The 13696-nt window shown below is 44.5% G+C and carries 10 protein-coding genes; 7 read left to right on the top strand and 3 right to left on the bottom strand.

Annotation, left to right across the window (positions count from 1 at the left end):
- Positions 1-21: 21 nt before the first annotated feature.
- The 3 genes from gutB1 to AC5ELV_RS24675 all read right to left on the bottom strand — a co-directional run bounded on the left by gutB1 (position 22) and on the right by AC5ELV_RS24675 (position 3667).
- Entirely contained in the window at positions 22-1071 is a 1050-nt protein-coding gene (gutB1, locus tag AC5ELV_RS24685) for a 2-amino-2-deoxy-D-mannitol dehydrogenase GutB1 (RefSeq protein ID WP_493432271.1), read from the bottom strand.
- A 33-nt stretch (positions 1072-1104) separates the two neighbouring features.
- A complete protein-coding gene (locus AC5ELV_RS24680) occupies positions 1105-2346 on the bottom strand; it encodes an aspartate aminotransferase family protein (protein WP_493432270.1) in 1242 nt (413 codons plus the stop codon).
- A 112-nt stretch (positions 2347-2458) separates the two neighbouring features.
- Positions 2459-3667: an MFS transporter gene (locus AC5ELV_RS24675; protein WP_493432269.1), complete on the bottom strand. Its 1209-nt coding sequence runs from the start codon at positions 3665-3667 to the stop codon at positions 2459-2461.
- Positions 3668-4123: 456 nt separating this feature from the next.
- Between AC5ELV_RS24675 and AC5ELV_RS24670 the strand changes: the two genes are divergently transcribed.
- The 7 genes from AC5ELV_RS24670 to AC5ELV_RS24640 all read left to right on the top strand — a co-directional run bounded on the left by AC5ELV_RS24670 (position 4124) and on the right by AC5ELV_RS24640 (position 13443).
- Positions 4124-5032, top strand: a complete 909-nt coding sequence (locus tag AC5ELV_RS24670; protein WP_493432268.1) for an AraC family transcriptional regulator — start codon at positions 4124-4126, stop codon at positions 5030-5032.
- Positions 5033-5149: 117 nt separating this feature from the next.
- Entirely contained in the window at positions 5150-6214 is a 1065-nt protein-coding gene (locus AC5ELV_RS24665; RefSeq protein ID WP_493432267.1) for a Gfo/Idh/MocA family protein, read from the top strand.
- Positions 6215-6643: 429 nt separating this feature from the next.
- Positions 6644-9484, top strand: coding sequence for an alpha-amylase family glycosyl hydrolase (locus AC5ELV_RS24660; protein ID WP_493432266.1), 2841 nt, complete (start codon positions 6644-6646; stop codon positions 9482-9484).
- A gap of 346 nt (positions 9485-9830) precedes the next feature.
- On the top strand, positions 9831-10859 hold the full coding sequence (locus AC5ELV_RS24655) for a helix-turn-helix transcriptional regulator (RefSeq protein ID WP_493432265.1): 1029 nt from the start codon (positions 9831-9833) through the stop codon (positions 10857-10859).
- A gap of 136 nt (positions 10860-10995) precedes the next feature.
- Positions 10996-11790 carry an SDR family NAD(P)-dependent oxidoreductase gene (locus AC5ELV_RS24650; protein ID WP_493432264.1) on the top strand — a complete coding sequence of 265 codons (795 nt, stop codon included), beginning with the start codon at positions 10996-10998 and terminating at the stop codon, positions 11788-11790.
- 93 nt (positions 11791-11883) lie between these two features.
- The gene (locus tag AC5ELV_RS24645; RefSeq protein WP_493432263.1) at positions 11884-12186 is read left to right on the top strand and encodes a putative quinol monooxygenase; all 303 of its coding nucleotides are present in this window, start codon (positions 11884-11886) and stop codon (positions 12184-12186) included.
- A 489-nt stretch (positions 12187-12675) separates the two neighbouring features.
- Entirely contained in the window at positions 12676-13443 is a 768-nt protein-coding gene (locus AC5ELV_RS24640; RefSeq protein ID WP_493432262.1) for an S-layer homology domain-containing protein, read from the top strand.
- Positions 13444-13696 lie beyond the last annotated feature (253 nt).

Here is a 13696-nt window from a genome sequence, read left to right as displayed (position 1 = left end):
TCCTCCTTGTTCGTATCTGGATTAGTTACCGGAACCGTTCGATTGCAGCACAATCTTGATCGCCTGAGACGAAGGCTGAAGTGTACGCTCGTTGATATTGCATCCGAGGGTTAGAAAAGCCTCACGATAGTCTTCCAGCGGATAGGAGTGAGTAATGATTTTTTTGGCGGGAATGATCTGCTGCTCAATCAGGTAATGAGCCGTGGAGAACGTTCCCAGGGAATCAATTGAGCCGATGATTTTGAGGCTACGGTCAACTACCTCTTTCGGATTAAACGAACTTATCCCATCTCTCAGCCCCACCAGCATCAGATATCCGCCGCTTGTAAGCTGGGACAGTACCTGTGTACCGACCACGCCTGTGGTATCCACAATCATGTCCACTTGATTCTTTAATGGAGCCAGCTCATGAATGGCCGACTCCATTGTGGCGTGCGCGGACCACCGATCGGGGGCAATAGAATCCGCTATGGCGAGCCGTTCCTCCGAGATGTCAACAAGACAACCAGTTACGCCTTTTGAAGCAAGAGCATAGCTATACAGAATCCCGATTGGACCTGCGCCTATAATAACGGTTGTGAAGTTCGGCAGCAGGTGAATCTGGTTGATTCCGGTCAGCATACAGCTCAGCGGTTCGGTCAGCGTCGCTTCTTCGTAGCTGATATGGTCCTTCAGCTTGTACAAAAAACGGTCCTCAGTCACATAATAATCGGTGAACGTACCGTCGGCGCTGACTCCGGTCTCTGTTACGGATTTATGTGTGCAATGATTCTGTCTTCCTGTCCGGCACATTTCGCATTGGCCGCAGTAGTATGTTGGATCAATCACCACCCGGTCCCCAGGCTGCAGTGAACTGACGGCTGATCCTACAGCGATCACATCCCCCGCTGATTCGTGGCCCAAGATAGTGGACGGCACGGCATGATATTTGCCACTGATGATGCCTAGATCCGTACCGCATACGCCTGTCGCGCGAATTCGGACGAGTACATCGTTATCTTTTTTAATCTCCGGGATAGGTCTTTCCTCAAGTGCGACATCCCAGGCTGATTTGTATACCAGTGCAAGCATAAATAGTCCTCCTTTTGCCTGTTAGGCAGATGGTTAGTGAAGGGTGGTCAGAACAGTGTCAAGCCGCTTAACAATTTCAACAATCTCGTCTTCTGTAGCCGTGAGGGAAGGTCTCACTTTGACCACATTGCCGTAACCGTAACGGGAGCCTCTGAGAATAAGCTGCTGTTCGGCAAAAGCGTGGTCGATAATCGCATTGCTCTTAACTGCGTCTGGGGCATCATCCTCGTCGACAATTTCCAGTCCCCACATCAAGCCGACGCCGCGAGCCTCACCAATGATGCAATCGTGCTTGTCGGCCATCTCTGTCAGCAGGGTTCCGAGCAGGCTTCCTTTGGACCGAACGGCTTCCAGAAAACCGGGTTCAGATACAACCTCTAGCGTGGCTTTGGCTGCCGTAACCGAGATTAGATTGCTACCTGAGGTGAAGGAGTGCTCGTGCTTCTCGAGGACATTAAGACGAGACTGCATCAATACCGCTGCAACCGGTACACCAATGCCACCGAGACCCTTGGCGAGAGTAATGATATCTGGTTGGATATCAAACAGCTCACTTGCGAACATGTAGCCTGTCCGCCCAATTCCGGTCTGCACCTCATCAGCGATCAGGATCAACCCGTACTCGTTGCACAGCTGACGGAGGCGCTTAAAATATCCAGCAGGTGGGATGATATTGCCTCCGTTGCCTAGGATGGGTTCAATAATCATGCAGGCCACAGAGCCTGAGCTTGCATACTCAATGGCATCCGATATGGCTTCGACGCATTGATAGCCACACTTGTCAGGCGAAGAATTAAACGGGCAGCGATAGCAGTAGGGAGCAGGTACATGCAGGGAATTTGCTGCAGCCGAGTTAGGAAATTTCCTCCGCCGGAAGGCGTTGCCGGATATGCCTGTTGCGAACTGGGTCTGCCCATGATGGGATAAATACAGGCTGATTATATCGAGCGCTCCGGTATATTTCTGGGCTAGTTTCACAGCGCATTCGTTCGCCGTGGATCCGGTAATATCTCTCATCCATCCCGCGTCGATGCCGTTCGGCGTATACTGGATCAGATGATCCAGGACTTCCTCGACGTAAGGCTCGGTAAAGGATGAGGACATGTGGGCAAGATTAGCGACTTGTTCCTGTACTTTGGTGACGACATGAGGGTGATTATAACCGAGCGAGAGATTGAAAGTGCCAGATACGCCATCCAAATATTCCTTACCCGAATCGTCAATCAGAGTAATGCCTTTTCCGTATCTGAAGCGTTCTTTGGTTAAGGTATGCACGATGTTCCCCTCCATATCAGAATATACATTCTCATTAAGTACATCCTTAAAAAGTGTACTGCCCTGCTACAACCTAAAGCGGTGGGCCTCACCTCCCCCAAGATAAAGAATCTCATCCTTCCTTGCCCTGATGGACAAGGGAGTCAACTCCCCGTCTGCTCCTGTCATTCCACAGATGCGAGAGAATGACCGACAGCAGCAAAATTAGGCTGAAAGCCGCCAAAATCCAAAGGGTAGCCGTCACCGACCATTCGCTCATGCTCCAGCCTGTTACATATTGAAGCACTGCTCCGCCAATTCCGCCTGACGCAATCAGAATGCTGGTCGTTCTCTCGGTCATTCCCGGAATCAGCACGTTCGCATAGACGAGGGCAATACAGAAGAGACCGGACATGAATAACCCTGCACCAAAAATCAGAAGGTATGTAGCCCACTGACTGGATGCAAACGCCATTGCGACCAGAAAGCAGAAAGTCCCGATTCCGCTCCACAGCAGGAAAGGAATATATCCTGCTGACTCTGCAATCTTCCCTGAGAACATGCGGCCGATGATCATCGCAACCCAGAGTATGCTAACACCCAACGAGGCTACGGATTCCCGAATCTGCAGGGTCTCGATCAGAATAGAGGGCAGGAAGTTCATGAGCCCCAGTTCAAGCCCCATGTAAACAAAGAAGAATACAATGAATATTCCCAGTAACACACGGTGCTGTACCGAGTACTGGGCTTGTTCGACCGATCGCTCAGAGGTTTGGAGATCTGCTTGGATAAGGTGGGAAGAGGAGGAAGTAGGCATGGTAATCCAGAACAGCCCCAGAATAAACGTCAGAAGGGAGATGGTGTAGAAGGTCAGATACCACATTCCAAGCCAGATATACAGGCTTACCACGGCGGGAATGAGCAGTGCACCAAGTGCAAAATAGACATCCAGCTTGGACATGGCTACGGCTTTCTGCTCTTCGGTAAACTCAATCGTGAACGCTCCGATGGACGACTCAATGATACCTGAGCCGAAGCCAACCCAGATGGTCATCACGATAACCCAGGTCCATGAGGGGAGTACACCCAAGAAGGCATACGCTGCTACGATACTAACCAGGGCAATGGACAGCATAAACTTGCGCCCGATGTGTAGAGCCATGAAGGGGGAGAACAGAACGCCGACAAGAAATCCGAAAAACTGAAGGAACAACAATAATCCGCCATCGCTGTACCCCCGTTCATAGTAAGGTAGTAGAACCGGCAGTAATGCTCCCAGCACCACACTAGTAATGCCGATTAACAGATAGAAAGCACAACTTAAAGCGAATAGTCTCTTCAAGGTCCGTCCCTCCATAAGTCTATATTTTTCATATGGATTCTGTTGCTTTACTAGATTATACCTTTTTCTTGGAAATGTACATATATATTTATATAAAAAATGTAAAAATAATCGTTCGACAATTTTACACGTATTTGCTTAATCCAGTTAAGGCGAAACCTGGTTATCTGAAGAAACTGCAAGCGGAAGGGAGAAATAAGATCAGCCCAAATTGTTTTCGGGCGCCAAACCGCTCATAATTGAGGCATAACTTTGTGTTTGCAAAATTAGGTTGGTAAGGAGGCCTAACAGTTGTTTTACTTAATAAAAACTATGATTGATAGGGTTGGAAAAAGAATGTTAACCGCTTACAATTGAAAAGGGAGAGGGAATTTTATTCGAAAGTTGAGAAGGAGAAAAAATCAATAGTCATGTGTACGGCTTTTTTGAATTCCACAACAAAAGGAGTCTACCAAAATGAATTTTTATTTAGAAATCCCGGAGCTTGACCGACATTTTCCTTTCCGGAGTTTTATTAATAAAGGCGACGTGCTTTGCTATCCTCATTGGCATAAAGAAATTGAAATTATTTATGTGACTCAGGGAACCTTGGATCTGGGAATTAACGATATTTCGATACGGATGAAACAAGGTGATGTTCAGTTTATAAATGGAGGTGATGTTCATTATTTCTTGGCTTCTCCCGACAGCGAACGGGTGGTTATTCAATTTGATCTGAGCTTTTTTCAAGAGGTCTCCACATTAAGTAATCAGAAACGCCCTCTTAGATATATATTTACGGAGATGGAGCAATCAAGCTGGAACTGGCCAGAAGAAACAGCAGCTAAAATGCTTCCTCTAATTCAAAGCATTTATGATGAGAACGTCAACCACCACGAAGGTCATGCTTATATGATCAAAGCTAAGCTGTTTGAGATGTTGACTCTTATTATGCGCGAAGTTCCGAGAAGCATGACGCCAAGGCTTCCTGAACTCTCAGAAAGAACCTTAACACAATCCAAGGACACTCTTTATAAACTGGAACGTATCTTTGAGTATGTGGAATGCCATTATCATGAAACCATCTCGCTGAAGAATGTCGCTGATTATATGGGTTTCAGTCCCTATTATTTCGCCAGACTGTTTAAGAAGAATACGGGGATGACCTTTGTAGCATTTTTGAATGATTACAGACTGAATAAGGCAAAATGGATTTTGTTGAATGAAAACAATCCGATCACTGAGGTCGCAGAGGCAGCAGGATTCAGTAGTGTAAAGACGTTTCATCATCTCTTTAAGGAAGCGACAGGAACATCACCATTGAAATACCGCAGGACAATATTCGGGAATAATACAGCAAGAAATGAGGAGGAAAGCTTTTCATGAGATTTGTATGATAGAGCTATCCGACGAAGTGAAGGGAGAGTTACGAGGATATTAAAATTTATTGATCCATGAGCAACCGCTTTATATGCGGTGGGCTTAAATCAGGAGTGGAGGAAGATGAAAATGGACAATCGTATATACAATGTAGTCATCATCGGTTATGGAGGCATGGGAAGCTACCATGTTCAATTGATCGAATCTAATCAGCAACTTGCCGTTGGCGGTGTGTATGATATTGTCGATTACCGGATGGAACTGGCTGCGGCTGCCGGCTATAAAACCTACGCTAGCCTGGATGACGTTCTGGCAGATCAGGCCGTGGATATTGTTTTGATAGCAACACCTAATGATGTTCATAAAGAAATCGCGATCCAGGCGCTACAAGCCGGAAAACATGTCATTTGCGAAAAGCCAGTTACGATAACGAGCGCGGATTTCTTGGATATTGTTGAGGTGGCGAAGAAAGAAAATCGTGTGTTTACGGTACATCAGAACCGTCGATGGGATGAAGACTTCCGAATTATCAAAGATATAATTGGCAATAAGACCGTAGGCGAGCTTTTCCAGCTGGAATCACGAGTTCAGGGGGCTAATGGGATTCCAGGTGACTGGCGACAACTAAAGGCTTATGGAGGAGGAATGCTACTGGATTGGGGAGTACATCTGTTGGACCAGCTGCTTCAGATTACGGACAGCAAAATAGAAAGCGTAGCTGCTACCCTAAGCTATATTTTGGGGACTGAAGTGGATGACGGCTTTACCAGCTTTATTGAGTTCAAGGACGGCTTGACCGCAGTCATTGAAGTGGGCACAACCAATTACGTAAAGCTGCCGCGCTGGTATATTAAAGGAACCGAAGGAACCGCGGTGATTCGAGATTGGGATTTGAGCGGAGAGATCGTCACCCGAAATCCTGATGTCGCTCACGTGGAACCCAAGCCGATTCAAGCAGGCCAAGGATTGACGAAAACGATGGCACCGCCGTCTGAGGAATCCACCCTTAAGTTCCCGATTGAGAAAATACCTGCTGCTGCAGAAAGCTTTTATGAGAATTTTGTCTCCACCATCGAAGGAAAAGCGGAGATTGCGATCAAAAGCGAAGAAGTACACCGTGTATTGGTGCTAATTGAGACGATTTTTGAGGCGGCAGCAACCAAAAGCGTGATTCGAAGAACTATTTAGATCTGCTCTATTTTTCGATCCGTCATAAGAGAGATATATAGGAACCTGGAGAGAACCAAACAGATTTATTCAATGAAATTTTGGGATGCATTTAAGTAATCAGTAAACCTTTGAAATGGTGAGCAAAATAATTTTGCCCACCATAAAACTCAAGCGGGTATCGCTCAACAACCGATTCTATGGCTTGATCATTTTTAAGTTGCTGATATTTCGAATAGCTTTAATTTACACGTAAAGAGAAGAAGATGTTTTTACATAAAATCCGCTATTTCCTCCTTATAAATCAACATATTCCACTCTAAATTCTTCCATAAAAACATAAAATAATCCATGAAAGTGCTAGAATAATCATTTGTATGAGAAAAGAGAAGGGAGAGATCGTTTATTGTAGTGTGCGACCAGAAGAATATAGATGAAGGGACGTAGAGAATGAGGAGTTATAAACGAAGATCCTGGAAACGCTTATTTTTACTCATAATCACGGGGATACTTGTATTAACATCAGCAAGTGTTGTTACGCCGATCAATGCTGATGAATTGCCTAAAAACGTTACAAGTACATCAGTAAAACTTTCATGGAAAGCCTCTGAAGACACTACCGACGGTAGTAGAGTATCAGATTACGATTTCTATCGCAATGTTTCTCTCATCAAGCAAAATATCTCCGATGCAACATATGCCAATCTGCCGAAGAACCCTGATTTGACAGCCCTTCCAGACAACCAAGCGATAGTTTACTATTTTAAGAAAAGCCGTGGCTGGAGCGATGTAAATATCCACTATGCTCCCGATGGTTCATCCTGGACATCCCCGCCGGGTATCAGCATGAATGAAAACGCTTGCTTGGATTGGGCCAAAAAAACGATTGATCTTGGCTCCAAAACATCAATGAAGGCAGCATTTAACAACGGCTCTGTCTGGGATAATAATAAAGGGGCTGATTATCATTTAGCTTCTGGTTTAAGTACCATCAAAGACGGCATCGTCACAACAACAGGAGCTAAGAATCCGTGTAACCCTCCAGTTATTGATGTAGAAGCACCTTCTATACCTCAAGGATTGACAGCCAATGCGGATGGACTACAAATCCAATTAGAATGGGATCCTTCTGTTGATAATGTTGGTGGAAGTGGAATTGGCGGGTATGAGATCACTCGCACAGGAGGAACTAAAGGCAAAAAGGTCTATACGACAACTCGTACTACCTTCCAAGATTTATTATTGGAAGCGAAAACGACATATACGTATACAGTTAAGGCATACGATAAAGCAGAACCAGCCAACAAATCGGAAAGTAGTATTGAGGTAAGTGCAACAACTGGAACTTCACCACCTCCTGCTTCAAAGGGAAACCCGATCGGAACAGATATGCGTGAAGATTCCATTTATTTTGTGATGACTGCCAGATTCTATGATGGAGATCCTTCGAACAACCGAGGTGGTGCGAATCATGTTTCGAGCGGCAATGCAGCTAACAGTGATCCAATGTTTAGGGGCGACTTTCAAGGGTTAATCAATAAATTGGATTATATCAAGGCTCTTGGCTTTTCGGCGATTTGGATTACACCGGTTGTATTGAATCGATCTGACTATGACTTTCATGGCTATCATGGTTACGATTTTTTTCGAGTGGATCCTAGGTTAGAGTCACCAGGTGCAACATACCAGGATTTGATTAATGCTGCACACGACAAAGATATTAAAATCATACAGGATGTTGTGTACAACCACTCTAGCCGCTGGGGTGCAAAAGGTCTATTCACGCCAAAAGTATTCGGTATTCGAGATAATCAGTGGAGCTGGTACTATGACGAACCTCAAGAAGGAATCGAGTACGATGGCCTTCAGCAGAATGACGCAGGCAAGCCGTATAACGGTGACCTATGGTCAACGAAGGAGCCGGAGGGCAACACATGCCGGAATTGGGGGATTCCAATTAACTCAAAAACCTACAATTGCCAATGGCCAAACCCCACCTCTGGCATGTTTCCTTCACAGTACTATCACAGTTGCTGGATCGGCAATTGGGAAGGGGAAGATTCACGGAGTTGTTGGCTGCATGAGGATCTGGCTGACTTTAATACAGAGTCGAAGCCTGTCCAAGATTATTTAATTGAAGCGTACAATCGATTTATAGATATGGGGGTAGACGGGTTTAGGATAGACACCGCTGTGCACATTCCACGCGTTACCTGGAACCGTCATTTTCTTCCTGCAGCGCAAGAGCGGGCGATTGAGAAGTTTGGTGAAAAAGGACGTAATTTCTATATGTTCGGTGAAGTAGGTGCTTTCGTCAACGATAAATGGAACCGAGGTTCTGTGAATCATTCGGCTCAATTCTTCACCTGGAAGGAACGCAAAGAGTATAGCACCAATGATGAAGCAGCTGCGCTGGAACAATATCAACACGAAAATAATCTTGGTACAGCCAATCAGCCTTTATCCAATAATGCATTCCTCAAAGGGAATGTGTATCATGAACCGGACCATTCGCAATCCTCCGGGATGAATGTAATTGATATGAGGATGCATATGAATTTTAGTGATGCGAATAACGCATTTTGGAATGGCAAGGATTCGGATGACAGTTATAACGATGCGACCTATAACGTAGTGTATGTAGATAGCCATGATTATGGGCCTAACAAGTCTTCGACCCGGTATACGGGGGGCACGGCTGCATGGGCTGAGAATATGAGTTTAATGTGGACTTTCCGTGGAATTCCAACATTGTATTACGGCTCAGAAATCGAATTTCAGGCAGGCAAGCCAATCGACTGTGGTCCAACGTGTCCATTAGCAACCACAGGACGTGCTTACTATGGAGATCATATTGAAGGTACAGTAGTTGCCTCCGATTTCGGACAGGTAGCTTCTGCTTCCGGTTCGGTTGCTCAAACCCTGCAGCACCCCCTTGTAAAGCACATTCAGCGACTGAATCAAATTCGAAGAAGTATTCCTGCCCTGCAGAAAGGACAGTATTCTACAAATGATGTAAGCGGACAAATGGCGTACAAGCGGCGTTATACGGATTCATCAAATGGCATAGACAGTTATGCTTTAGTTACTGTTAGTGAATCGGCTGTTTTTCGGAATATTCCTAACGGCACCTATAAAGATGCCATTACTGGAGACGTCAAAGAGGTTACGAATGGGACGCTCAATCTGACAGTCTCGGGCAAAGGAAATTTAAGGGTATATGTACTTGATCTCCCGGGTAATCCTGCCCCCGGTAAGATCGGTGAAAACGGGCCTTTCTTGAAGCCTTAATTTTTAAATATAAGAAGCATAGAGGAAATGATATTCCTAGGAGTGTCGGTGATTTGAGGTTTTAAAAACAAAAAACACACTCATAAACATACGGGTGTGTTTTTTGATGTTGAGGATGAGTCGTTCATGCCATTAACAGAATTTTATCATGATTAAGTAATTCGCCAAATTCCTCGTCATGGATTGAAAGTAGCACAGATAACAAGAAGATGTAGCATTATCCGCAGCTTATTACGTTAATGTGGACACCTTAACATACTTAAGAGTATTCTTATGTGTACTTAAGATGGACCCCATCGCAACCAAAACTAATGAATATGTAAGTATATAAAGGAGGCCCATATATATGAAGTCTCATACCTCTGACCGTATTAAAATCCCGCCAGGATTGTGGGCAGGATTATGTCAGTTAGGGTTTGGCGCCCACAACGTAGCTCGCAAAGCACGATTGCCGATCACCATTAGTACTGAACCAGTAGTCACCACCGCTCAATATTTCGCGATCTGGCAGGCATACTCTGATCTCATTGGTGACACTGCACAAGGAATCATCAAGCTTGCGACCGTCTTTGATACAGCGAAGTACCCACCGACTGTCTTAGCGACTTACCACGCTCGGGACTACCGCGACGCTCTAAACCGAATGGCTCGGTACAAACAACTGTGTCCCCCGGAAAACCTACATATCACTGAGGAGGGCGAGCACTGTACAATTGATTTGGAATGGCGTTCTCCCGAGCAATTCGGTCCGCCGATGCTGGTGGGTATTACGCTGGCTTTTCTTCTGGAGATTGGACGCCGGGGAACAGGTCAACCTTTGACAGCACAGCTTGTTGAATTTTCGCACTCCATGGGCGATGTACAAGCCCTTGAAGCATACTTCGGCTGTCGCATCCGAATTGGTGCAAAATGTAACCGATTGACGCTACATCGAAGAGATCTGGACCGTCCCTTTGTCTCGTACAACAAAGAGTTGCTGGAAATCCTGACTCCTGCTCTGGACCGATCGTTGGATGAGCAGCAGCGAAGCCGCTCAATTACTGAGATGGTCAAATGGATCATGAAACGTAGCCTTACAGGAGGGCGTCCTGACATTCAGGCTGTGGCGAAGGAGCTCAGTATGAGTGATCGTACCTTGCAGCGCCGGCTTACTGACGAAAATACGAGCTTCAAGTTTCTATTGACACAAGCTAGACATGAGCAGGCACGAGAGTACTTGGCAGACCCCTCGCTCGATATTAAAGAGGTGGCATTTTTGATTGGATATGAAGACCAGAACTCGTTTTACCGCGCCTTCCGCCAATGGGAGGGTGATACACCTTCAAATTGGCGGACTGAACATTTAGGTACAAACTCGATATCAGGGACACGTTAGGACTGCCTAATGAGTTTTAGCATTTGGCGTGTTAAACAAGAACTTTGGCGCAATATACTAGTTACTGGACAATCCAGACAAGATAATATAATCACTATCCGGAGCACAAGACTGTATAAAAAAGGAGAAGTGTATTATGGATATGGGATTAGAATATAAAATAGCTTTAGTTACAGGATCAACGATAGGCATAGGTAAAGCAATTGCCATTGAACTAGCCAAAGAAGGTGTTAATGTACTAATTAATGGACGAAATTATGAAGAGGTAGAACGAACTGTAAATGAAATTAAGTTAGATTTCCCAGCTACCTCCCCTCAAAATGCCACAGCCGATATTGTGGATATTGGACAAAGAGAAGCCTTATTTGAAAAATACCCTGAAATTGATATTTTAGTTAACAATATGGGTATTTATGAAATTATGCAATATGAGGACGTAGACGATGAAGTATGGGAAAAATACTTCCGCACTAACGTTCTTGCTGCAAATGGATTATCAAAATTTTATTTACCTAAAATGTTGAAAAATGATTATGGTCGCATTATTTTTATTGCGAGTGAAGAAGCAATTATGCCTTCAGGACAAATGCCTCAGTATTGTATGACAAAATCTATGTTGTTGTCATTGTCAAAAAGCTTATCTAAATTAACAATAGGAACAGAAGTTACAGTCAATACGATCATGCCAGGACCAACACTCTCTGAGAATGTACACCAAATAATTGAGAGTATGTATCCTCATGAAGATATGACTTTTTCAGAAAAAGAGAAGGACTTTATGGTTACAAACCTGCCTCAATCTGAAATACAGCGATTTATCAAGCCTATTGAAATAGGTAGACTTGCTACATTTGTATGTAGTCCTTATGCATCTGCATTTAAAGGTTCTCCAATCCGTATGGATGGAGGAATGGTACCGACTATTTTTTAGCGCTTGTGGAGAAGTTTACTGAAATTAGCGCTGACATTGCGGAACATTATGATAAGATGAAGTCAAATATCACTCGAGGGTAGGATGAGGATCATGAACCATTTTGCTATGTATGGAAAGTTGACGGCACGTCCAGGGCAAAGGGATGCTCTTGCAGGCATCTTGCTAGAAGCGGCCGAGCTGTTGAAGTCGAATACTGACTGCTATTTGTATATAGTCAATGTGTCAGACGACGACCCGAATGCGGTGTATGTGACCGAACTGTGGAAAGATGCAGATGCTCATGCAGCCAGTCTTAAGAACGAAGAGGTACTGGCGTCGATACAACGCGGCCGACCGTTGATTGTCGGAGCGGAGCCCATTAAACTCCGTGCTCTAGGCGGAAAAGGCCTGTAGGGTTATGTTGCAATCGATCTCCTGAATAGACTTCTGCAAGATAATTGGATATCATGTAAGGCTTACGATTATCACTCAATAACGAGTATTCTAATCACATTAATGAAAATTATTGTTGCATACTAATTTAATGCTACCACAGCAGCCGATCACTCGGTTGCTTTAAGCTAACGGGCAGATTACATGAAGCAGTCAATCGATGCCAGGATCGGACTTACAGGCTTGGTCGGAAGAGTAAAAAGCGAGAAGTTAAGCCCATGAAGGCCTCCACAAGCTTTCTCAATTCCCGACGGGTCTACCCGAATATGTAGAAGCTTTAGAACTTGTATCCATAGCATCTTTTAAATATGGTTTGTCGATATTCCAAAATACTGTTTAACAGTACTTTTTTTCTCTTTAATATCATCATTTTCTTTTGAAATGCCGATATAAAATTGAGTCTAGAGAACTATTTTATACATAAATTTTACCTAAAGGAAGTGGAAAGAGATGTTGAAAAAGAAATGGCTTATCACCCCGTTGGTTGCGACGACACTGTTTTTCGGTCAATCTGCATTCGCGGCAAACACGTTTTCTGATGTGGAAGGAACAAAGTATGAATGGGCTGCCGAATCGATTCGTTCCATGGTCGACAAGGGCGTTGTCAAGGGTTATGCAGATGGGACCTTCAAGCCAAGCAAAACTATAACGAAGGCGGAATTTGTACATATGTTTCATAAGCTTTTTCCAGAAATCGATCATTCTTCCGGCGAATCTTCCGACTTTGTAGATGCGCGTAAACACTGGGCGAATAAAGATTTTGCAGCAATACTCAACGGGGATTATGTTTGGCCGTATGCTGAAAGTGTTGGGGGGAAGTATCCAAACTATCAATTCTATGTCAAGCCTGATAAACCATTGACCCGCTGGGATGTGATGATGATTGCCTCTCTTCGGACGGATTATACCAAGCAGACGCTTCATCCTGAGATTGAGGAAGTGATTTCAGCAGCTGCGCAGTACAAGGATATGAAAGTTCGTCAGGCCAATTACAATGACAATTTCTCGGCCTACTATCCAGTGCTGTACATCGACAAGACCGGAGAAGAGTACAACTATGATGGAGATTCCCAGGATCAAAAGGCAGAAGCATTCTACACCCTAACCAAGATGGGGGTCCTTACCGCTAATGAAGGATACCTTCACCCCAAAGCGCTAGTCACACGGGCTGAAGCAGTTACCATTTTACAGCGTTTGTACGAAGCCACAACGAAGTGATTTTTAAATCAATGATGATCAGACAAAAGCAAAAAAAAGATCCAACAAATGGCTTCATTTACACCTGAAAGGATAGTGTTGTTAGGTTTTGATAAGCCGAATTCAGAAAATAACAAATCCAAAAGTATGTTGAAGAATTTGGGGGGGAATTGAGATTTTAAACCGCTGATCTGAAGAAACCAAATCAGCGGTTTTTAAGGGGTGCGGAACTGGCTGGACAAGTTCGCCGATTATTTCTTCCTAGACGTCACAT

This window comes from Paenibacillus sp. NMA1017, assembly GCF_058895805.1.
The sequence above is the reverse complement of the archived record's forward strand: the minus strand, read 5'-3'. Positions and strand labels throughout refer to the sequence as shown.